Source organism: Pseudomonas sp. 06C 126 (genome assembly GCF_001855215.1).
GTDB classification, from domain to species: domain Bacteria; phylum Pseudomonadota; class Gammaproteobacteria; order Pseudomonadales; family Pseudomonadaceae; genus Aquipseudomonas; species Aquipseudomonas proteolytica.
Window position 1 is genome coordinate 45,387 of the sequence record NZ_MIFU01000076.1, and the last position, 21,706, is coordinate 67,092.

Annotated in this window: 24 protein-coding genes and 1 tRNA gene; 12 read left to right on the forward strand and 13 right to left on the reverse strand. The window is 57.0% G+C overall.

Translation table 11 applies throughout. The annotated features are described in order from the left end of the window. The first annotated feature begins 3 nt into the window (after positions 1 to 3). Entirely contained in the window at positions 4 to 615 is a 612-nt protein-coding gene (locus BHC62_RS10395; RefSeq protein ID WP_070994972.1) for a TetR/AcrR family transcriptional regulator, read from the forward strand. Between the two features lie 72 nt (positions 616 to 687). Here the strand turns inward: BHC62_RS10395 and BHC62_RS10400 are convergent, their stop codons facing one another. Beyond that, positions 688 to 1,605 carry a LysR substrate-binding domain-containing protein gene (locus tag BHC62_RS10400; RefSeq protein WP_070994973.1) on the reverse strand — a complete coding sequence of 306 codons (918 nt, stop codon included), beginning with the start codon at positions 1,603 to 1,605 and terminating at the stop codon, positions 688 to 690. Positions 1,606 to 1,802: 197 nt separating this feature from the next. On the opposite strand from BHC62_RS10400, the gene BHC62_RS10405 reads away from it, so the two are divergent. From BHC62_RS10405 to BHC62_RS10420, 4 genes are all read left to right on the forward strand, one after another. Next, positions 1,803 to 2,552 carry an SDR family NAD(P)-dependent oxidoreductase gene (locus tag BHC62_RS10405; RefSeq protein ID WP_070994974.1) on the forward strand — a complete coding sequence of 250 codons (750 nt, stop codon included), beginning with the start codon at positions 1,803 to 1,805 and terminating at the stop codon, positions 2,550 to 2,552. Between the two features lie 89 nt (positions 2,553 to 2,641). Then, complete coding sequence (locus BHC62_RS10410) at positions 2,642 to 3,940, forward strand: MFS transporter (RefSeq protein WP_070994975.1); 1,299 nt, start codon at positions 2,642 to 2,644, stop codon at positions 3,938 to 3,940. A gap of 18 nt (positions 3,941 to 3,958) precedes the next feature. After that, positions 3,959 to 4,804, forward strand: coding sequence for a transketolase (locus tag BHC62_RS10415; protein ID WP_070994976.1), 846 nt, complete (start codon positions 3,959 to 3,961; stop codon positions 4,802 to 4,804). Further along, positions 4,801 to 5,814 (forward strand): transketolase family protein, encoded by a 1,014-nt coding sequence (locus BHC62_RS10420; RefSeq protein WP_070994977.1) that lies wholly within the window; start codon positions 4,801 to 4,803, stop codon positions 5,812 to 5,814. The genes BHC62_RS10415 and BHC62_RS10420 overlap by 4 nt, the downstream gene beginning before the upstream one ends. A gap of 41 nt (positions 5,815 to 5,855) precedes the next feature. Here BHC62_RS10420 and hchA read toward each other — a convergent pair whose 3' ends face one another. After that, positions 5,856 to 6,725: a glyoxalase III HchA gene (gene hchA / locus BHC62_RS10425; RefSeq protein ID WP_070994978.1), complete on the reverse strand. Its 870-nt coding sequence runs from the start codon at positions 6,723 to 6,725 to the stop codon at positions 5,856 to 5,858. 327 nt (positions 6,726 to 7,052) lie between these two features. Here hchA and BHC62_RS10430 point away from each other — a divergent pair. After that, positions 7,053 to 7,139 (forward strand) — tRNA-Leu (locus tag BHC62_RS10430). A 331-nt stretch (positions 7,140 to 7,470) separates the two neighbouring features. Here the strand turns inward: BHC62_RS10430 and BHC62_RS10435 are convergent. The 3 genes from BHC62_RS10435 to BHC62_RS10445 form a co-directional block, all read right to left on the reverse strand. Further along, a complete protein-coding gene (locus tag BHC62_RS10435; RefSeq protein WP_143007523.1) occupies positions 7,471 to 9,156 on the reverse strand; it encodes a penicillin-binding protein 2 in 1,686 nt (561 codons plus the stop codon). 297 nt (positions 9,157 to 9,453) lie between these two features. Next, on the reverse strand, positions 9,454 to 10,785 hold the full coding sequence (locus BHC62_RS10440) for a HAMP domain-containing sensor histidine kinase (protein WP_070994980.1): 1,332 nt from the start codon (positions 10,783 to 10,785) through the stop codon (positions 9,454 to 9,456). Continuing rightward, on the reverse strand, positions 10,778 to 11,452 hold the full coding sequence (locus BHC62_RS10445; protein ID WP_029294912.1) for a response regulator transcription factor: 675 nt from the start codon (positions 11,450 to 11,452) through the stop codon (positions 10,778 to 10,780). Before BHC62_RS10445 ends, BHC62_RS10440 begins: the two co-directional genes overlap by 8 nt. 137 nt (positions 11,453 to 11,589) lie before the next feature. On the opposite strand from BHC62_RS10445, the gene BHC62_RS28570 reads away from it, so the two are divergent. Beyond that, on the forward strand, positions 11,590 to 11,766 hold the full coding sequence (locus BHC62_RS28570) for a hypothetical protein (protein ID WP_166647853.1): 177 nt from the start codon (positions 11,590 to 11,592) through the stop codon (positions 11,764 to 11,766). Further along, a complete protein-coding gene (locus tag BHC62_RS10450; protein ID WP_224791183.1) occupies positions 11,753 to 12,112 on the forward strand; it encodes a hypothetical protein in 360 nt (119 codons plus the stop codon). Before BHC62_RS28570 ends, BHC62_RS10450 begins: the two co-directional genes overlap by 14 nt. 337 nt (positions 12,113 to 12,449) lie before the next feature. Here the strand turns inward: BHC62_RS10450 and BHC62_RS10455 are convergent, their stop codons facing one another. From BHC62_RS10455 to BHC62_RS10465, 3 genes are all read right to left on the reverse strand, one after another. Beyond that, positions 12,450 to 12,899, reverse strand: a complete 450-nt coding sequence (locus BHC62_RS10455) for a hypothetical protein (RefSeq protein ID WP_029294908.1) — start codon at positions 12,897 to 12,899, stop codon at positions 12,450 to 12,452. Positions 12,900 to 13,088: 189 nt separating this feature from the next. After that, positions 13,089 to 13,697: a LysE family translocator gene (locus BHC62_RS10460; RefSeq protein WP_070994982.1), complete on the reverse strand. Its 609-nt coding sequence runs from the start codon at positions 13,695 to 13,697 to the stop codon at positions 13,089 to 13,091. Positions 13,698 to 13,841: 144 nt separating this feature from the next. Beyond that, positions 13,842 to 14,237, reverse strand: coding sequence for a MerR family transcriptional regulator (locus BHC62_RS10465; RefSeq protein WP_029294903.1), 396 nt, complete (start codon positions 14,235 to 14,237; stop codon positions 13,842 to 13,844). 73 nt (positions 14,238 to 14,310) lie between these two features. Between BHC62_RS10465 and BHC62_RS10470 the strand changes: the two genes are divergently transcribed. Both BHC62_RS10470 and BHC62_RS10475 read left to right on the forward strand, forming a co-directional pair. Next, positions 14,311 to 15,387, forward strand: coding sequence for an SDR family oxidoreductase (locus BHC62_RS10470; protein ID WP_070994983.1), 1,077 nt, complete (start codon positions 14,311 to 14,313; stop codon positions 15,385 to 15,387). 73 nt (positions 15,388 to 15,460) lie between these two features. Beyond that, positions 15,461 to 16,345 (forward strand): LysR family transcriptional regulator, encoded by an 885-nt coding sequence (locus BHC62_RS10475; RefSeq protein WP_070994984.1) that lies wholly within the window; start codon positions 15,461 to 15,463, stop codon positions 16,343 to 16,345. Between the two features lie 47 nt (positions 16,346 to 16,392). On the opposite strand, the gene BHC62_RS10480 is transcribed toward BHC62_RS10475, so the two are convergent. The 4 genes from BHC62_RS10480 to BHC62_RS10495 form a co-directional block, all read right to left on the reverse strand. Then, positions 16,393 to 17,487, reverse strand: coding sequence for an alkene reductase (locus BHC62_RS10480; RefSeq protein WP_070994985.1), 1,095 nt, complete (start codon positions 17,485 to 17,487; stop codon positions 16,393 to 16,395). A gap of 141 nt (positions 17,488 to 17,628) precedes the next feature. After that, positions 17,629 to 17,913, reverse strand: coding sequence for a hypothetical protein (locus BHC62_RS10485; RefSeq protein WP_070994986.1), 285 nt, complete (start codon positions 17,911 to 17,913; stop codon positions 17,629 to 17,631). 78 nt (positions 17,914 to 17,991) lie between these two features. Beyond that, entirely contained in the window at positions 17,992 to 18,585 is a 594-nt protein-coding gene (locus BHC62_RS10490; RefSeq protein WP_070994987.1) for a hypothetical protein, read from the reverse strand. 279 nt (positions 18,586 to 18,864) lie between these two features. Then, entirely contained in the window at positions 18,865 to 19,269 is a 405-nt protein-coding gene (locus BHC62_RS10495; RefSeq protein ID WP_070994988.1) for a hypothetical protein, read from the reverse strand. Positions 19,270 to 19,489: 220 nt separating this feature from the next. Between BHC62_RS10495 and BHC62_RS10500 the strand changes: the two genes are divergently transcribed. Next, positions 19,490 to 19,888, forward strand: coding sequence for a VOC family protein (locus tag BHC62_RS10500; RefSeq protein WP_070994989.1), 399 nt, complete (start codon positions 19,490 to 19,492; stop codon positions 19,886 to 19,888). 218 nt (positions 19,889 to 20,106) lie between these two features. Here BHC62_RS10500 and BHC62_RS10505 read toward each other — a convergent pair whose 3' ends face one another. Next, the gene (locus BHC62_RS10505; protein WP_029294887.1) at positions 20,107 to 20,712 is read right to left on the reverse strand and encodes a LysE family translocator; all 606 of its coding nucleotides are present in this window, start codon (positions 20,710 to 20,712) and stop codon (positions 20,107 to 20,109) included. A gap of 65 nt (positions 20,713 to 20,777) precedes the next feature. Here BHC62_RS10505 and BHC62_RS10510 point away from each other — a divergent pair, with 65 nt between their 5' ends. After that, complete coding sequence (locus BHC62_RS10510; RefSeq protein ID WP_070994990.1) at positions 20,778 to 21,695, forward strand: LysR family transcriptional regulator; 918 nt, start codon at positions 20,778 to 20,780, stop codon at positions 21,693 to 21,695. Positions 21,696 to 21,706 lie beyond the last annotated feature (11 nt).

The window sequence follows — 21,706 nt, forward strand, 5'->3', positions numbered from 1 at the left end:
CACATGACAGCCACCATCCTGACCTCGGCTGCCGAACGCATCGCGTATCTGGCACTGGACCAATTTGCCGAGCACGGTTACGACGCCGCTTCGCTGAATGATATCGCCGTGCGCGCAGGCATCAAAAAGGCCTCGCTGTACGCACATTTTGCGAGCAAGGATGCGCTGTACGTGGTCGCACTCGAACTCGCACTGCGCGCCGAACTGGACTACGTGCAAAGCCAATTTGCGAAAAACTCTCGATCGATCAAGGCCCCCGGCGAGGTCTACATCGACAACCTGCAACGCCGCTACAACCAGCATGAGTCCCTGCGCTTTTTGCTCAGGGCCGCCTTTTACCCACCGACGCCGCTAAGGCACGTGGTCATGTCCGGGTTCAATGACTACATGGCCACGATCCGCAGTCACTTCCAGAAAGGGTTACTTAAAGCCCATCCAGGCGTAGAGGACCAGGCCAGTGAAGTGCTGGCAGAGGCCTATCTGGTGACGATCGACAGCCTGCATGTCGAGCTGACTTATGGTGACGCAAAAGCCTATTCCCGCCGCCTGGATGCACTGCAGCGGCTGTCGCGGGCGGTCGGGTACGAGGAGATTATTCGGCGCTTGCGAGAGTAAGCGTCTGGTCGGGTTTGGTGGATTTGCGCGCCCTGTTTGCAATGCAAGAAACAGCGGCGCGCCGACTAACACTCAATAATTGAAACTGTGCCCGAGCTCACTTTCCATCCACTCCAGAAAACGCCTGACTCGAGGAAAACTGGAATGGGCTTTTGGAAAAACCAGATGGTGCGCCGCCACCGGGGCACTGAGCGTTTGCGGCGCAACTTCGACCAGCGTTCCAGCGGTGAGGTACTTCTGCGCCAGCAAGGTGCTTTCCAATGCAAATCCCAACCCATGACTGGCGGCCTCCAGGCTCATGTACGAGCGATCAAAGCTCAACGCATAGGGGTTTTCAGGTCGCGCCAGGCCATGCTGAGCGAACCATTGCGGCCATTTTAGCAACGTGGCTTGCGACAGGATCAGCTCCCTGTCGAGCAAATCGGCCGCGCTTCTGACTGGGCGCAAGCCCAACAGCTTGGGCGAGGCCAGTACCGCAAAGGTTTCGTTGCGCACGGTGCGCACTTCATAGCTTGGCCAGTTGGGAAAACCGTGGCGGATGTCCACGTCTATCTTGTCACGACTAAAGTGCAACGACTCGTACGAACACGACAGGTTGATCTGGATATCCGGGTGCTGCAAACGGAACGCTTCCAGCCTGGGCATCAACCATAGCAGGCCAAAACTGGGCGCCGAATGCAGATGCAGGCATTCCAGGCTCAGGTCGCTGGCTGCGCGCTCGGTGGCCACGGCCAAGCTGTGCAGAACGCCGGACACCTCTTTCAGATACTGCTCCCCCACCGGCGTGAGCGACACCCCGCGGGCATTACGCAAGAACAGCTGTCGACCGATCATGGCCTCGAGCTTGGCCAGTTGATGGCTGACCGCGGACGGCGTCAAATCCAGGACCTCGGCCGCCCTGGCGACGTTTCCAAAGCGAGCGGTTTGCTCAAAGGCCTGAATTGCTCTCAAGGGTGGCAGCACAGCAGATGTTTCGAGATCGCCACGCATCGACAAAACCTCCCGGTCGTACCGGTGTATTTATTGGTGTTCACCATTCAATCATCAATGCCTGGCACTGACGAGTGCTGAATTTTTTTCAGCACCCAAAGACTTTTGCGTTATTGCTCAGGGTCAATCAGCAGCCCAAGCTGAGTCATCGATTCGTCAGGGTCGAACCATAAAAACAATCATCAGAGGTCTTTCACATGCTGCTTCAAGGCAAAGTCGCAATCATCACTGGCGCCGCATCTGCACGTGGCATCGGCCGCGCTACTGCTTCCACCTTCGCCCAACACGGAGCGCGGGTGGTCATCCTCGACCTGGATGAGTCGGCGGCACGTGACGCCGCTGCCGCACTGGGCGAAGGTCATCTCGGCCTGGCCGCCAACGTGGCGGACGAAACCCAGGTCAATGCCGCCATTGCCAGGGTAATCGAGCACTTCGGTCGCATTGATGTGCTGGTCAACAACGCAGGCATCACCCAACCCCTGAAGACCCTCGATATTCGCCACGCCGACTACGACAAAGTGCTGGATGTGAGCCTACGCGGCACGCTGCTGATGTCCCAGGCGGTGATCCCGTTGATGCGTCAACAGGCATCCGGCAGCATCGTCTGCATGTCGTCGGTGTCGGCGCAGCGCGGCGGCGGCATCTTCGGCGGCCCGCACTACAGCGCCGCCAAGGCCGGCGTGCTGGGCCTGGCCAAAGCCATGGCGCGGGAACTGGGGCCGGACAACGTTCGGGTCAACTCGATTGCCCCGGGCCTGATCCACACCGACATCACCGGCGGCCTGATGCAGGACGAGCGCCGTCACGCGATCATCGATGGCATTCCACTGGGCCGCCTGGGCGCCGCGCAGGACGTGGCCAACGCCGCGCTGTTCCTGGCCAGCGACCTCTCGTCCTACCTGACCGGCATTACCCTTGATGTGAATGGTGGCATGCTCATTCACTGATGGATCTTGCGCCCGCCGTCACGGCGAGCGCTGTTCTGAATCGACGTTGCAGCCGTCAGCTGTCAATAAAAATAAGAGATCAGACCACAATGACCACCTTATCCTTGGACGCGGGCGCGACCGTTCGCGCCAACGCCTACCGCAAGACTGCTTGGCGGCTGATGCCGTTCCTGATGCTGTGCTACCTGTGCGCTTATCTGGACCGAGTCAACGTTGGCTTCGCCAAGCTGCAGATGATGAACGACCTGGCGCTCAGCGAGGCCGTCTATGGTTTGGGTGCCGGGATGTTTTTCATCGGCTATTTCCTTTGCGAGGTGCCGAGCAACATCATCCTGCACCGCGTCGGCGCACGCCGCTGGATCGCCCGCATCATGATCTCGTGGGGCATCATCTCGGCCCTCTTCGCCTTTGTTGAAACCGCCTGGCAGTTCTATGCCCTGCGCTTTTTGCTGGGCATTGCCGAGGCGGGCCTGGCACCGGGCCTGCTGCTGTACCTCACTTACTGGTTCCCTTCCTATCGCCGGGCGCGGATGACCGTGCTGTGGTTCGTGGCCATCCCCCTGTCGGGCATGATCGGCGGCCCACTCTCGGGCTGGATCATGAATGCGTTTGCCGGAGTACACGGCTGGCATGGCTGGCAATGGATGTTCGTGATCGAGGCCATCCCTACGGTGATCGTCGGGCTGATGGTGCTCAGCTACCTGAAAGACGGCGTCGACCAGGCCACCTGGCTCACGGACGACGAAAAGGGGCTGATCAAAAAAGAGCTGGCCGAGGACGACAGTTGCAAAGTCACCCACGCCTCGGTCGGCGAGTTCATTCGCGATCGACGCTTGTGGCTGCTGGCCGGCATCTACTTCTGCGTGGTCATGGGCCAGTACGCAATCACCTTCTGGCTGCCGACCCTGGTCCGCAATGCCGGGGTGTCCGACCCACTGCATATCGGCCTGCTGACCAGCCTGCCGTACATGTGCGCCATCGTCGCCATGCTGCTGATGGGCCGCAGTGGCGACAAACATCAAGAGCGTCGCTGGCACCTGATCATCCCGATGATTGCCGGCGCTATCGGCCTCACCCTGGCCGCACTGATGGGCGGCAACCTGCTCCTGTCGATGCTCAGCCTGTGCCTGGCCGCTGCCGGAGTGCTGTCTGCTTCGTCGCTGTTCTGGATGCTGCCCACCACCTTGCTCGGCGGTGTATCGGCCGCAGCAGGCATCGCTGGCATCAACAGCTTTGCCAACCTGGCCGGGTTCTGCTCGCCCTATTTGATCGGCTGGATCACCACCACGACAGGCTCCAGCGCCATCGGCATGTACCTGATCACCGCCGTGCTGTGCGCCGGAGCACTGCTGGTGCTGCGAGTCCCGGCCGCCTTGGTCAATCGTTGAGTTAACGGAGTCTTTATCATGACTGCTGCATCACACACTGAATCGCTGTCCCTGGCAGAACGCGCCTACAACATCCGTCGCCATGCCTTGCGCATGGGCCAGGTCCAAGGGCAAGGCTATGTAGGGCAAGCCCTGGGCGCGGCTGACCTGCTGGCGGTGGCGTATTTCCATGCCCTGCGCTATCAGCCCCATAACCCGGAGTGGGAAGAGCGTGATCGTTTTTACCTGTCGATCGGTCACTACGCCATCGCGCTATATGCCGCCTTGATCGAAGCCCAGGTAATCCCACTCGAGGAGCTGGAAACCTACGGTTCGGACGACAGCCGCCTACCGATGTCGGGCATGGCGGCCTACACCCCGGGCATGGAAATCACCGGCGGTTCGCTGGGTCATGGCTTGGGCATCGCCGTCGGCGCATGCCTGGGTCTCAAGCGTAAGAACTCGCAATCCTGGGTTTATAACCTGCTGTCCGACGGCGAGCTGAACGAGGGCTCGACCTGGGAAGCGGCGATGTCTGCGTCCCACTGGCAGCTCGACAACCTGATTGCAATCATCGATGTGAACAACCAGCAGGCCGATGGGCATTCCAGCCAAATTCTCGCCTTTGAGCCCATCGTCGATCGCTGGCAGGCCTTTGGCTGGTTCACCCAGCGCGTGGATGGCAACGATCTGCAAGCGTTGGTCGCCGCCTTCGACAACGCCCGCAACCACACCGGTAGCCAGCCGCGAGTGATCATTTGCGACACACGCATGGGCAAGGGCGTGGACTTTCTGGAATCCCGGGAAAAAACCCACTTCATCCGTGTCGACGAGAACGAGTGGGAACTGGCATTGAGCAATCTTCAGATGGAGAAAACCGCATGAGCAGCGTCAAGCACACAGCCTTGCAAACGGGTAAAAAACGCCTGACCACGTCCGCAATGATTGCCTCGATTGCCTCTGAAGGCCAAGCCACTCGCTCAGCGCCCTTTGGCCATGCCCTGGCCGCGCTGGCTGAGCAGCGCCAGGACATTGTCGGCTTGTCCGCTGACCTGTCGAAGTACACCGACCTGCATATTTTCGCCAAGGCCCACCCCGATCGCTTCTACCAGATGGGCATGGCCGAGCAACTGCTGATGAGCGCCGCGGCCGGCATGGCCCGTGAAGGTTTCGTACCCTTTGCCACCACCTACGCGGTATTCGCCTCTCGTCGTGCGTACGACTTCATCTGCATGGCGATTGCCGAGGAAAACCTCAACGTCAAGATCGTCTGCGGCTTGCCGGGTCTGACCACCGGCTACGGCCCAAGCCACCAGGCCACGGACGACCTGGCAATCTTCCGGGCCATGCCCAACCTGATGATCATCGACCCCTGCGATGCCCTGGAGATCGAACAGGCCGTGCCTGCCATCGCCGCCCACCAGGGCCCCGTCTACATGCGCTTGCTGCGTGGCAACGTACCGGTGGTATTGGATGAATATGGCTACACGTTTGAAATTGGCAAGGCGAAAACCCTGCGAACCGGCAACGATGTGCTGATCATCTCCACCGGCCTGATGACCATGCGGGCACTGGAAGCCGCCGAAAAGCTGCGCGCCGATGGCGTGGATGTGGCGGTGTTGCATGTACCCACCATCAAACCGCTGGATGAGCAGACCATTCTGGAGCAGGCCAGGAAGCCGGGACGGCTGGTGGTCACGGCGGAAAACCATTCGATCATCGGCGGGCTTGGCGAAGCGGTGGCAGGCGTCCTGTTACGCAACGGCGTGACGCCGACCTTCCGGCAAATCGCCCTGCCGGATGCCTTCCTTGATGCCGGCGCGTTGCCGACACTGCATGATCGTTACGGCATCTCGACCGAGGCGGTCAGCGCGCGGATCAAAGCCTGGCTTTAGTAGCCGCTGTCGAGCCGCAGCCTCGCTGCGGCTCGACTCGTTCAGACAGCCTTCAAGAGCACGCTCGCCGCCAACTTGCCCAGATTGTTACCCGCCAACGGGCTGTCGCCGGTCAGCAGTTTTCGGTCTTGTAGCGTCGCCCCGTCGATATCCTGATTGACGATCTCAACACCCAGCGCCTGCAACTGCTCGCCGAACTTCCAGGTCAGGTGCCCGGGCATGTAGCCGATATCGGGCGTAGTCGCGTCGAGCGCATCGGGAAACGCACAAATCCTGTAACCGTTGAAGATATAGGAATCCTTTGACTCACCAACGCCCGCCGCCAGCAGCGCCGCAGGGCCGTGGCACAACGAAACCACAAACTTGTCCTTGGCGATGGCCCACTGCAAAAGCCTCTTCATATCAGCACTGTGCGGTAAACCGATCAGCGCCCCATGCCCTCCTGGGATGAACACACCGATGTAATCCGAGTTTTCACCCAACGCCTGCTCAATCACATCGGCCAGTTTAAGCGGGCTCCTGAACTGATCGCGGTACTTGCGATAGAACCCTTTGACCTCGGCGTCTTCCGACGGCATGGCCCAGAACTCGAACTTCACCGGATTGCCGGACAGGGTCGCCACATCAAAAGCAAAGCCGGCCTTGTCGAGGTGATACATCGGCAGCAGCGTTTCGACCGGGTGATTACCCGTGGAGAACAGCGTTCCGTTGTCCGTAGGCAAGTAGCGCTCATCGGCACCGATCATCAAGAACTTCCAGCGGCCGCCCGTGTAGGGGTTTGGGTAATCCGCAGCGCTGAGATCAGATTGGGGGGAAGTAAATTGACTGAGCGAATAGGGAGAAGGGAAAAACGCATTGTCTTCTGCAGGATCTGGAGTTGGGCGCTTGTCATCACTCTGTGTAGTAGCCATGTTTCTCTCCTGCGAATAGGGTCGAATGCCTGAAACAACACTGACAGCCTGGGTTGGACTTAGTGCATTCGACTTGCATGAACCAGGCCGTATCGGCAAGCATCCTGGGGCAGCAATGGGTGCGCCAGCGAGTCGCACGCCCCTGCCAAGCAAATGTAGACCACTGATATGACGGGCTTTTTTTACAAACGGACAAACGTGATCAAGCAGAAAAAGACCGCACGCAAACTTGCGCCAAGGTGCCTTGATCTATATATTCCCTAGCCTGCTGCACCGCTCAAGCGCTTTGCCAGGCAAAGCCCCACTGAGCTGCTTCATCGCGCTGCCGCCCGAATGGCGAAACTGGTAGACGCATGGGACTTAAAATCCCCCGCTCGTAAGGGCGTCCCGGTTCGATTCCGGGTTCGGGCACCATAGATATCAAGGGCTTGCATGATGAACTTCATGCAGGCCCTTATCTTTTCTGCTGCGCAATTACCCCTCCCCCGAGCGAACGCAAACTACCGGACAGGCCACGAGCCCTGAGACTCATCGTATGGTCGCGCTCATCCAGAGTTTGTCGATCGACTGATTAGAGTGGGACGGTTACGCTGGCGTTTTTCGCAAACGGGCAAAAGCGTATGACAGAGATTTACCAAGGAAGCTGCTTATGCGCAGCCGTCAGTTACGAGCTATCCGTCACACCGAAACTTGGCACGCTCGGCACGCCCTTCATGCCTGAAAAGCTACTGTCGACCCAAGGCAATCAGTAAATAGTGGCTGTTGGCGAGAATTGACTTTCATCACTAGGAATATTTCTGATCCGAAGAACATCTTCGAGAACTTCCTTAAAAATGGGTGCTGCAATAGCCCCCCCGAAATAGCCTCCTGCAGTTGGTTCATCTACGATGACAGCCATGATGAATTCTGGCGCGTTGGCCGGAGCGATACCTACGAACATCGCTCTATATTTGTTGCTTTCATATCCGCCACTTGATGCCTTGCGTGACGTCCCGCTTTTGCCCGCAATTACATAGCCGTCGATGGCTGCGCGCTTTCCACCTGCGCCAGGGCCATCAACTGCCTGCACCATCATGTCTAGAACACTGTTGGCGACCTCCGGGCTTATGACATTGCGTGGCGGGTTTGGCTCGCCTTTGATTATTGACAATGGAACTAGATCGCCCTCATTCGCGAAGACGGTATATGCTTGAACCAGTTGCGCTAAGTTGACAGACAAACTATATCCGTATGAGAGGCTCGCTGTAGCAATATCTGACCACACCCTATTGACTGGAACGGTCCCAACGCTTTCCCCCGGAAAGTGGATAGACGTGTTGATTCCGAATCCCAACTCAGTAAGTAATTGCGAAATTACTTCTCCCCCAGTTGGAATGGCGACCTTGCTCATCCCAACATTTGAAGATCGGCGGATAATCCCCGCCAAATCCAACTGATTGTCCCTGCCTACATCTCTAATGGTATATCCATTTATTTTTACGAAGCCTGGTGCTATTTGGATAATCGCGTTTTTGTCAATTATTTTTGCGGTTAGCACAGCGGCCATACTGAATGGTTTTATCACTGAGCCAGGCTCATAAACATCAGTAAAAACCCGGTTTCGAATGAGGTCCGCGTTGAAGCTTTTACGAGCATTGGGATTGAATGAGGGCATTGTCGACAATGCCAATATCTCACCTGTCTTAGCGTGTATGAGTATCGCGCTTGCAGACTTGGCGGCGTTGTTTATGAGTGCTTTGCGTAGTGCTTTTTCAACGTAATGCTGCAGCGTCGAGTCAATTGTTAAATACAGATTGTCCCCTGGAGTAATGGGCTTGTGCACAAGAACTTCACGGGTGACTCGCCTGTGCAGGTTCAAGGTGCGCTCTTCTACGCCAGGCTTACCAGAAAGTTTATGGTTGTACATTAATTCGATGCCCTCGATACCTTTCTGGTCAATATTAGTAAAGCCTATTGACTGAGCAAGCATCGAAGACTGAGGGTAATATCGTTTGTATTCTTGACGCTCATAAACCCCAGGAATGGATAATTTTATTACCTTGTTCGCGAGTTCGGGATCAATTTTTCTGGCCAAATAGGCAAAGGATTTATCTTGAGTGTTCAGCATTAGACTTCTGGCCAGCGAATCATCAACATCAAGATGTTTTTTCAATATTGCTTGTTGCTGATTTGTTGGCGCAAATTGCTTAGGGTTTACCCATAAGGTGCTGACCGGCGTGGAAACTGCCAAGGGTTGATTGAATCTATCGAATATAGTCCCGCGAACGGGGACTGTTTCAGTCACGCGCGTTGACCGTTTACGACCCTCGCTACTCAGAAACTCATGAGAAAAAATCATCAAATAAGTTATCTTGACCGCAAGAACCATTGACAGCGTATAAAAAATAGCTAAAACAATGGTAAATCTTGGGTTTGTCGCTGGGCGCTTCACACGGCACATCCTGTTATATACGCTAAAAACAAGACCAGCTTAACTAAATTATTCGCGCCTCGCTTTGTAATATAAAGACACGTCTTTCCCAGGACTATTTGCTTATTGCGTATAGGGTGGTCAAATATAGTTATGAAGTTTAACGACACCGATGGTTTTTCATATCTGTGAAAACTTACTTTTTGTGCTGGCTGGCAAGTCAAAAACTACAGTCACGCCAGCCTTCAGCACATCGATGCAATCTAAAGCATTGGTTTGGGCATGGGGGCGCCCTTGTCTTATGTGCGCCGCAACGCTCTAGCTGTTGCGCAATTCCCCCGCCCCCAGACTCTCGGCGTCCCGCAAACTCGTAAACTCAAGAACCACCGTAAAACGCTGCTGCTCAAGAATCACGTCAATCTGCCAGCCCAATTTCGCGCATAACTGACGCATCAACTGCAGCCCCAGGCCGTAACCAAAATCGCTGGAATCCTCCCGTGGCTTGGCTTCCCTGATGTGGTTGGCAATCAGTAGTCGGGGATATTTGAAGCTGATTTCCACCTGGCCTTCTTCGGCATATTGCAGCGCGTTGCGCAGGAAGTTGCCGATCACGATGCGGCACGCGGTGGGGGGCAGTCGGCAAGGTTGGTTGTGGATGTCGACAAGCAGTTCGATATCCCGGTTGCCGATCAGGTAGCGATGTTTGTCAATCAGCTCGCCCACCAGTTCGCTCAGGTCAATGTCTTCCTCAGGCAACGGTTCGGGACGCTCGCGGCTCATCCACAGCAAGGTCTCGGCGATAAGCTGCATGTTCAGCACCGAACGTTCGATGCGCTGCAGGGAGGACGGCAGGACACCGCCGGCCTGCAGGGTCAGCAGTTCGATATTGGCCTTGAGCACTGCCAGTGGGGTGCGCAGCTCATGACTGGTGTAGCGCAACAGGCGACCTTCACGCTGGCTGGCGGCCTGCACCTGCTCCACACTCTGGGCCAGGGCATCGGCCAGCATGTTGAACTCCTTGAAGCTGAAATCAGGCCGCTCACTGGCCATGGCATCCGGGTTCTGCAGGGTGCTGGACCATTGCGCCAGGCGCCCCAATGGCCGCACCAACCACCAGACCAACAGGGCGATGATGATCAGCGCCGGCACGAACACCGCCAGGCTGATGAACGCAACGCCCTGCAGCACCCGGTCAAAGTAGGCATCGGACAGCGGCGTCTCGACCTCGCCGCCCTCTTCGTGGTCATGGTCGATGTCATACATGTAAAGGGTCTTGCCGTCCCCCAAGGGCTGGGAGAGGACCGCCCGGACTTCAGCGTCTTCGTCATCGGAGTCTGTATCACCGAACACCTGAACGGCACCGAAGGACATGCTCGGCGGGGCCTCCAGCATCTGTCGCACGCTTGGCGGCAGGGCTTCCTTGCCGATGACCGCTTCGAAGAAGTAGTTATGAGGGGGTGGCGTGGTCGGATCCTTCTTGTAGTGCCTGACGAAGTACTGGGCCTCTTCTTCCATCATCGCGCTGGCGGTGTAGAGCAGGCCGCGTACGGTGTACACCGGCAGCAGCTGGCTGTAGATCAGTAACACCACGGCAATCAGCAACAGGAAGCTGCCGCTGATCACCCACTTCAGGCTCAGGCCATTACGCATGCGACTTCACCTGTATACCGACCCCAGGCAGGGTGTGGATCAGCGGCCGGCTGAAGGGTTTGTCTACGGCCTTGCGCAGCCGGTGCATGTGGACTTTAAGGGTATTGCTGTCTGGTGGCTCGTCGCCCCAGATGGTGGTTTCCAGGCGCTCCCGAGGGACGGGTTCAGGGCTGGCGCGCATCAGGTATTCCAACAGGGTCCAGCAGATCGGCGACAGGTGCAGCTCCTGCCCGGCACGGCTGACTTTGCGGGTGGTCAGTTCCATCACCAGGTCGTCCACCTGCAGGCGGCTGCTCTGGCTGCTGCGACGCATGCTCAGGGCACGAATTCTGGCCACCAGTTCGGCCAGTTCGAATGGCTTGACCAGGTAGTCGTCAGCGCCCGCGGCAAAGCTTGCGAGCTTGTCCGAAAGGGCATCCAGTGAAGTGAGCATCAAGATCGGTGTCTGGCTGCCTTGCTGGCGTAGCCGCGCGCACAATTGCTGGCCGTCGAGGCGCGGCAGCATGATGTCCAGGAGAATGACGTCGTAATGCTGGTCGAGTGCCAGGTTGAGGCCGGCCTGGCCATTGCTGACGTGGTCGCAGACCATGCCGCTGATCTCCAGGTACTCGATGACGGTGGTGGCCAGGTCAAGGTTGTCCTCGACCAGCAGCAGGTGAATATGCACGGAAAAGTCCCCTCGGACAGGTGTTGCGCAGAGGTCTGAAGGATAACGGAAGTCGAGCAATTTCCCGCCGATGTTTACCTGGCGTTAACCCGGCACTCTCTAAGCTGGGGCTCTCATATCCAGAGGTCATCACCCTCATGAACCTTTACGCGATGGTCAAAAGAGTCCTGCTGGCCTTGATTCTCTTCGGCCTGATGGCCAGCATCCTGCCGTCTCGCGGGCAATTGGTAAACCTGGGCGGCGGCAGTCGGTTCCTGGTGGGCCAGAGTATCGAGCAGGCAGCTGCGTGCTGTGTCGCCAGTGCGTTGCGATAACGCGGGCGCCAGTTACACCTGGCAGTTACTGGTGTGCCTGGGCCTGATTATGGGGGTGTCGATTGCCATGGGGACCTATATCGTCCATCTGAATGCGCGCATTGATAAGCAGCGGGAACTGTCGCCGGTGTATCTGCACGAATGTGAAACCGGTCGCGGCGGCTTCATCGTCTACCCAGACGGCAGGCGCAGCAGCGACAACTGCTACCCAATCGATGAAGCTGAATCGACAGCCGCCGACCCGATACCGGCCCTGCCCGGCTCACCCCGAACAGAATGGCTCAAATATGTACTGCCCGCAGTTGAGCCAGCCCCAAGAGCGCCGAAGGTGCCGCGTACAGTCTGATCAGTACCTCCAGGCGCCAGCCCTAACCCCGGCATACCAGCCTGCAAGCTGCATCTGATACGCTTTTTTCTTTACCACCTGCATCTGTACCGAACAGACCATAGCCCCGACAATGGCTTATCGGCAGGAACTCTCCCGCCGCCCTTGCGCCTTTTGGAGGTCCCATGGCTAAGATGGCATTTTTTCTTTTAGGGTTTCTGGCACTGACCGTTGGAATCGGCCTGCTGGCCACGATTTCACCGGTCTGATACCGGTAGGTGGGGCAAGGTGCGCGTGATGCACAATGGTACTTCTGATATTGCGTTACCCAGCGCACGGTTTGGCGTCTTTCAAGGCGTTAACGGATCAATTCGAGATGGACGCTCATCAGGCTGTCTGGCTTGTCCTTCATCCCATTGCAACAGACGTAGCCATCATGCAGGTAGAGCCCGGGGTATTTTTTAAAACTCACCGGATCAAGGGTCACGTACCTGGCATTGCTCCACGCCGAATAGGCATAGAGATAGCTGCGATCGGTAAACGACAGATACTCTGCGGTATCGACGGTCATGATGTACCAATTCCCGTCGCCGTAACTGATAACCAGGAATTTCGAGGCCTGGTTAACATCCTTGGTGGTAATGACGTATCCGTTAGACATCATCAAATATCTGGGCGGGTTAACGGAGTTGTCCTTGAGGTAGGCCAACTGAGAGGGTGCGGCTTTCAACGCCTCAGCAGCACCTCCGACTTCAGGATTGGTTTGCAACGCTTGTGTGCCGGGCGGGTTGATTAATTCCTTTGACATGGGGTGACACTCCATTGACTCAAGATTGATGGTTTAGCGATGCCCCGAATAAAACAGCATTTTTTGGAAGGCCCGAAAACCGTGAACAGCGGTTAATAGTGCGCAAGCACTTTACTGTCCGATACTGTCAATTTTCACAGTTCATTAGAGTGTTTCACTATAGGTCCGGGGGTTTATATCCCGAACCTCTCACCCGAGAAAAAACATCGGGTACAACGAAAGCACCAAGAGCGCCGCCATCGACCAGTTGAATAGCTTCAACCAGCGCGGCTCACGCAAGACATTGCGCAAAGCGGTGCCGCACCCGGCCCACACGCACACACTTGGCAGGTTGACCACGGCAAACACCACGGCAATGACCAGCACGTTAGTGAAGTAACCTTGCGCCGGTGTGTAGGTGGTGATCGCCCCCAACGCCATGACCCAGGCCTTGGGGTTGACCCACTGGAACACCGCGGCGGCAAAAAACGTCATGGGCTTGCTCTTGCGGTCGGTGTCGTCTGACATCGCGCTGGAAGTCGCAATTTTCCACGCCAGGTACAGCAAGTACGCCGCGCCGATGTAACGCAGCGCGGTGTATGCCCAAGGTAACGCCTTGAACACTTCCCCCAGGCCCAAGCCAACCGAAATCACCAACACCATAAAGCCCACGCTAATCCCCAGGGCATGGGGAATCGAGCGGCGAAAACCGAAGTTCACGCCCGATGCCAACAGCATGGTGTTATTGGGGCCTGGGGTAATCGAAGACACGAAGGCAAACAGCGCAAAGGCTGAAAGCAGGCTGGTGGACATAAACATGGTGCGTCATCCGGCGAGTTATTGTCGCCCTGACAGTAGAGGGTTCTGTGACGCGCCGCCCCGTACAGCTAGAGGTAGATCGAGAGATACAATTTACGATCAAAGTCAGCTGTACCTGAAGGGAGGCGTTGAAAGGACTGGCACTTAAACCGGCATCGGCGCCTGACGATAGGTAACGGTCTGCCCCAGGGCCAGGGCACTGGCCTCAAGCCGCAGACGCTCCTTATCCAGAAAGCCATGCAATACCTTGAGATGGCTGATCTTGAGTTCAATCTCAGCCATTTTATCGGCCACCATCGCGGCACCCTGGGCGCAGTCGATCGTACTTTGCCGTTTGGCCTCCAGGATCTCGCCGATTTCGGCCAGGGAAAATCCCATCTTCTGCGCCATCTGAATAAACTCCAGATCCTGTGCCGTCTGTTCGCTGTAAGCGCGATAGTTATTGGCGCCCCGCTGTACAGCGATCAACCCCAGCTCCTCGTAGTAGCGCAAGGTATGGCGTCCGAGGCCGCTCCTACGCTCCAGCTCTGCGACTTTCACGGTAAATTCTCCTTGACTGTAGAGGTAGCTCTACAGTTTAGCCTGCACCCCTTATTCAACCAAGGAGTGCGCTATGAGCGTGGAATGTTTTGTCACCGGCGGCAGCGGATTTATCGGGCAACACTTGCTGGCTCGCCTGACCTTTTCGGGGCACAAGGTCTGGGTGCTGATGCGCCACGTTTCAAACCTTGAGACGCTCAGGGAACAGGTGCGGCAACTGGGGGGAGAACCTTCGCGTATACATGCCGTTCAGGGCGACCTTAACCAGCAGGAACTGGGGCTCAATGCGGCCGACCGCCAGCGCATCGCCGCGGCCAGCGTGGTATTTCACCTCGCCGCACAATTCGCCTGGGGCCTGCCTTTGGACCAAGCCCGCGCGGTCAACGTGGACGGTGCCCTGGCGGTCGCCCGATTGGCCGCAAGCCAGCGTAGCCGGCTGTTGATGGTCGGCGGCTATATGCTGCAGAACATCGTCCACCTGAACAGTATTGGCATTGACCACCAACGCCCCGAAACCACCGATTGGCCCGCCGTGTACCAGCGCGTGGGTGGCTACGAGGCGAGCAAGCTGGAGGCACACTTTGCGGTCATCCGCGACATGCAGGCGCAGCAGGCCGACTACACCATCGTGCACCCTGCAACGGTGTGCGGGCATAGCGAAAGCGGGCATATCCTCGCGGGCCAGCCCATAGCCGAGCTGATTCGCGGCCTGGCGACAGGCAAGTTGACAGCGATTCCAGGGTCGCCACGCCACTGGCTGCCCTTGGTCAGTGTTGATTACTTGGTTGCGTTGATGGTCGCAGCAGCCTTCGACCCGGCAATGGCAAACCAACAAGCCTTGGCACTGGACGAGCGCACCCCGAACCTGCAAGGCCTGCTCACGCATATCGCCGGCACCCTGCAAGTGCAAGCGCCCCGCCACCATCTGCCCCTGGGCCTGCTCAAATGGCTACTGAAAATACCGGGGGTGGCAACGCACTTGGGTACCAGCCCGGAGTCCCTGAACTTCATCCAGACTGCGCGATTCGATATGTCTCAGAGCCGGGAGCTGGAGAGCCGCTATCAGCTCAAGCATCCCGACCTGGAAATAACCCTGGAGAAAACCGCGCAATTCGTCAGGCGCGCACTCATGGTTTCGCCTGCGCCATAAATGCCATGAGCGCTATCCAGTACTGACGTAGAATCCTGCGAAAAGCCCAGCCATATTCAGGGAAGTCCGGACAATGCTTTTCGAGAACCTCGCGTTGTTTCTACTGATTGTCGAAAAAGGCGGATTGTCGGCCGCAGGCCGCGAGGTCGGGCTTTCGCCTACGTCTGTGTCGGAACGGCTCGGGGCCTTGGAAAGGCATTACGGGGCAACCTTGCTGACCCGTACCACACGCTCGATCAGTTTGACGGATGAAGGGCGGATGCTGATGGACGGCGCACGGCGGCTGCTGGCAGAAGCGGAAGATATCGAGAGCAATATCAAGCTGGGCACCGAACGCATTTCAGGCCTGATACGCCTGAGCGCCCCCGTAGACCTGGGCCGCAACCGTGTGGTGCCAATCCTCGACGATTTCCTGCAAGAACATCCCAACGTAAGCCTCGACCTGAACCTGACCGATGGCTACCTGGACCTCGCGGGGCAAGGGATTGATTTCGCTATTCGATACGGCGCCTTGTCCGACAGCACCCTGCGTGTCAGAAAACTCAGCGAGGGCCGTAGGGTCGTATGTGCATCCCCCGCCTACATTGCCGCCCACGGGACGCCCCGGCATCCATCCGACCTGGCACAACAGCAGTGCATCCTGATGCGCTTTGGCAGCAACATCCACCGGGAATGGCAGTTCCGTGCCGAGGGCCGTACGTTCAAGGTTCTGGTATCGGGCAGGCGTATTGCCAATGATGGCGAGCAGGTGCGCCAGTGGTGCCTGGACGGGCATGGCATTTGTATCAAGTCCTACATTGATGTACGTGATGATTTGCAGGCAGGTCGGCTGGTGGAGGTGCTGCAAAGCTACTCGTTGCAGGGCGTGGATTTGCAGATTGTCTACCCTTCAGGCCACGCGGTGCCGCGTCGGGTCAAACTGCTGATGGACGAAATCTCCTTGAAGCTGGCGACCTGAGTGCGCTTCAAGGAGATGTTCCTGGCTATGGCTTATAGGTTTGCGCCCTACTGGGCCCAGGCAGAAAAATCCGAGTAACCGCGCTCGGTACCACCAAACAACTCGGCACCTTCCAGGCCGGCCAATGGATACCCCTTCTCCAGGCGCAACGGCAGATCCGGGTTGGCTACAAACTTACGTCCGAATGCCACGAAGTCGGCGTAGCCTTTTTCCAGGACCCATTCTGCGAGCTCCACGTCGTACTTGCCGGCCACCACAATCGCATTGCGAAAGCGCTCGCGCACGGCTTGGCGGAAATCCTCGGGAAACTTGGGGGCATCATCCCAGTCCGCTTCCACCAAGTGCAGGTAGGCAATGCCCTTGCCCTGCAGATAGCTGGTCGCTTCCAACAAAGTGGGCAGAATGTCCGGGCACGCCATGCCACGCGCTGTGAGAAACGGCGCCACACGGATCGCCGTACGGTCGGCGCCCACTTCATCAATCACCGCGTCCATGACTTCCTTGAGAAAGCGCAGACGGTTCTCACGCGACCCGCCGTACTCATCCGTACGAACGTTAGAGGTGGTACGCAGGAACTGGTCAATCAGATAGCCGTTGGCCCCATGCACTTCAACACCGTCGAAACCCGCCGTCATGGCATTACGCGCAGCCGTCCGGTAGTCGTCGACAATCGCGCGGATTTCGTCGCGCTCCAGTGCCCGTGGTGTCGGGCATGGGGCCATGCTGCCGACACCGGATTGGGCATCCACTTTCCAGATGCTGCCATCGAAAGGGATCGCAGACGGCGCGACAGGTAAATCACCATTGTGGAAGTCAGGGTGCGACATACGCCCTACGTGCCACAGCTGCAGGAAAATTCGCCCTCCCGCGGCATGCACCGCATCGGTCACCAGGCGCCAGCCGGCGACCTGTTCGTCACTGTAAATCCCCGGGGTAAAGGAATAGCCCTTGCCCTGGGGCGAAATCTGCGTGGCTTCAGTAACAATAAAAGCGGCCGAAGCCCGCTGTGCGTAGTAGACCGCGTTCATGGCGTTCGGCACATCGCCAGGTTGGGTACTGCGGGATCGGGTCATGGGCGCCATGACCACGCGGTTGGGCGTGTTCAGTTGGCCAACAATACCTGGGGTGAAAAGTCTGGACATCAGTGTCGCCTCGTAGATAGTCAGTGGTTTCGATGACCACAGGATATCTACCAGGGATTTTTTGATAATCGCCCCGATCCGGGAAACATATTCCGGTGAATCCGGATAATGCGCAGTGCTATTTGTCTACTCGTAAGGGTGTCAGGCAAACCTCTTCTTATTGGGCATCAACGTCAAAACGATACCTACGGCCAACATCAGCATGGCAGACCCGTTGGTGTCCTTATGCAACATGTAATACAACCAATAGGCCACAAGAAGCGGCCCGATGAGCTTGCTGTACTTGAATATGAAGTTGCCCAGTGGTGGGCAAACCTTACCTATCCAATGAAGGAAGAAGTAGCTGACCCCAACCATCACTAAGGTGACGAGAAGTATCCCCAAGAAAAAGCCCTCCATGATTGCAAAGGGCCAGCTTAACGCCATGAGCGCCTGCCAGCCTAGGGCTGCCCTGTTCACGGGCAACCAAAGGTTTTTGGCCGTGCGACGTAGAGTCGCCTTTTCCTACATCTCCCTGCAGTCAAAATCACCATAGGGATGGGGGTACCAGACCTGCAGGATTTTCGCGCTCTGCCTTGTAGTCAGCCGCCCTTCAGGTACGATCAACTCCTGACGGACTTGGCCGTTATAGTCGTACTTGATCCATACCGATTTGAATTTATTGTAGTTTCTTATGATTGCCGTGTTATGTCCTGAGAGCTGTCTGACGAGCGTGTCTTCAGGTTTTTTCGGATCGTCAGGTCGATAACTGCCCTTATGTTGCCAAATAACCTGGTTTTCTGACCTTGACCCATTAGATATGGAACACCCTAATGGTTGAGGGGCATCCTTGGCATTTACAGAAAAAGGCAGAAAGCTACGACTTTTACCCGCAGAAGTATGTTTCACCTCGCAGACGATCACGCTGCCATTATCTTTGGATCCCTGCGCCGGCTGGAGCAAAACCGTCCTGCCGCCAGCGCTCGAACAGGTATTTCCCAAGACGATTTCAACCGCATACTGCTCGGAGTCCAGCTTTTCAGTGTGCAAGGCAATATCAGCATAAGCATCAAGCGAAGCGAGACAGAGGCCACACCACGCCAAGTATTTGAGTTTCATTGGACAACTCCTTGAGACAAGTGAATAAGCAGACGGCATCACGTCGAACAGCTAGTCAGAGTCGTCCTGCGTTGAGCATCGGCATCCACACAATTTTGCCGCAACGCATACATCCAAGTAGATCGAGATGTTGTGGCGAGCGGGCTCGCCACAGGTACTTTCGTTAGTTTTTGAACGTTGTGTAGATACCTATGCTGCGATAAGCGTAGTACTCCAGATGAAAAAAGGTAGGCTCGACAGCACTTACAAGGCGCACGGGAGCTTTGCAAGGCGTGCTTCTCAAAGGGTAATTACCGTCGCAGGATAAAAGAGCATATTGAGCACAAACAGAATCATCCAGAAGCCGATCTCCAGGGTTTCCGTAATAGGCTGGATACGTTTCAACGCGCCGTACACATGCACCACAAACATCAACAAGAAAACCACGAACAGCATATCGAAGGCATAGCTATAGCTGGTGCCCGTGGTTGCAGAGCGCAACATCGCCACTTCCACCACCAGAATAAACGCCCCCAAACAGCGCCCAAAATAGATTGCCAGATGCTGATGTTCGGGGATCGTCCAGCGCATCGCGCGGGCCCAGGCAATCGGCGCGATAAAGATCGGCAAGGCAAAAAACAGGGTGGTGACGATCATCAGCGTAGTGATGTAGTACTGGCTGTATTGCGCGTAGTAACCGAGCATCAGGCGATTCCTTATCCTTGAGAGTAACCCCTTGAGGGTAGAGCCCAAGAATTGCAGCCGGGCATACCGGTGTCCAACGTAAGCAGGTCGCGGGATACCAAAGAGAATGGGCTTGGGTAAATGGGATTACTACCGAAGATGCAATGCGTCACCGCCTACTCTGCTAGGGTACGGTCATCTGAAAACCCGGCTGTTGCACAACAGCCCACAAGGAGTAGGTATGTTCAGCCACGTCACTGTCGGAACCAACGATCTGGACAAAGCCGCCATGTTCTACGACGCCATACTGATCCCACTGGGTCTGTGCCGGCGCCATGTGACGCCGGATGGCGGACCGTCTTCTGCATGCTGGATTACCCCAGGCAGGCCATTGCCGCGCTTCTACGTCTACGCCCCCTACGACCGCCAGGACGCCACAGTGGGCAATGGCAGCATGCTGGCTTTCTCCGCACCCTCGCCAGAAGCCGTCGATGTAGCCTATGCCGCGGGTGTTTTAGCTGGAGGAATCGACGACGGCGAGCCCGGCCCGCGCCCACACTATGGCGACGGTTACTACGGCGCTTACCTGCGCGATCCGGACGGCAACAAAGTGCATATCGTGCATCGCGGCGATATCTAGCAGCACAACAACCGGCACTACTACTGCGTAAAACACGATACCAACGCTCACTAGCAACTTCCCGATCATCGGCCACTTCCTTGTCGACGCTTCCCATAAACGCCTGAGCCGCGGCTGTAGCGCCAGGCGATCCAGGCACCCAGCGCGGAAGCAATGGCAGACCCGCCAATCCCGTATAGAACCTCAAGCGTCAGCTGGCTTCCCCAACGCGCGCGCCTTCAAGCCATTATCAGCAGTACGCCGAAACTCACCAGCAAGGCACCAAAAATCCGGTCGATCCATTGTCGTGCGGCCAATAACCTATCGCGCACTGCCCCAGCGGAGAAACACAGCGCGATAAGGCTGAACCACACTACATGTGCCCCGGCGATAAATAGCCCATAACCGATTTGTACGGACCAACCAGTGTCCGGCCTTACGACGCCCATAAATAGGCTGACGATGAAGATCGATGTCTTAGGGTTCAACGCATTTGTCAGAAACCCCGTACGCAGCGCTTCCAGATCCGACAGGGCAGGAGGTGGCGCGTCCAGCTGTTCAACGGCCGGCTTGGAGCGCAGCATCTTGATCCCCAAGTACACAAGATAGGCCGCTCCAGCCAGCTTCAACACATTGAACAACCAAGGTGTCTGTTGCAGCACCAACCCCAAGCCGAGCAGTGTGTAGCAGACGTGAACCAGCACCCCTAGGCCAATTCCCACAGCGGTGAGCACGCCAGCCCTTCGAGACAGGAGCAAGCCGTTGCGCGAGACCATGGCGAAATCCGGCCCTGGGCTGATGCACGCCAGTAGTGTGATGGTGATTACTGCTATCCATTCGCTCATGTTGTACCCTTTGAATTATCGGTCGCATAGGCCATGTTTACAGATCCTTTGCTTGGGTAATAACGATGATTCCTGAAGAAAATAGTGACTATAAATCACTGATTTCTGAGGCTCGCCTGCCATCGCTGCTTGGCTTGCGCTGCTTCGAATCAGCCGCACGCCTGGAAAATTTCGCCCGGGCGGCTGACGAGCTGCATCTGACACCCAGCGCCATTAGCCGCGCAGTGCGTCTGCTTGAAGAGGATTTGGGCGTTGAGCTGTTCGAGCGGCGTAACCGAAAAGTGTTTTTGAACGATGCCGGAAGACGCCTGGCAAAAGCCGTGAGTGACGGGCTGGGGTTGATGAGCCACGCCGTTCGCGAGATACGCAGCGACGCCCGTCGAGCTCGCCAGCTTGTCTTGTCCTGCGAGCCAACGCTGCTGATGCGCTGGCTGATCCCTCGTTGGAGCGACTTCCAAACCCATCACAAAGGTCTGGATATTCACTTGGTTGCCGGCGGTGGCCCGTTCTCATTCAACCAGGGTATCGACCTGGCCATCCGGCGCGACGATTTCCCCTGCCCTCCCGGCTACCATACCGAGACGCTATTCCCAGAGAAGGTCGGCCCCGTTTGCCGGCCAGAAAAGGCAGGTCAGTGGTTTGGCAAAAACGGCAAAAACCTGCTCGCCTCTGCCCCGCTGCTGCAGACAGCCAGCCGGCCTACGGCATGGCAGGAATGGGCTTACGCAAAGGGACTACCCACTCCCGATAGGGAAATGCAAACGTTCGAACACTTCTATTTCAGCATCCAGGCAGCCGTTGCTGGCCTTGGCGTAGCCATCGGCCCCTGGCACCTGGTGCGCAACGATATCCAAAGCGGCGTGCTGGCCGCACCATTGGGCTTTGTTGAAGATGGTTCGCGGTACTGCCTGCTGTCGCCTACAGCGCCCAGGCCGGGTAGTGTGGAAATGGAGCTGCTTGAATGGTTACAGGCTGTGGATTGATGCCCAGCAAC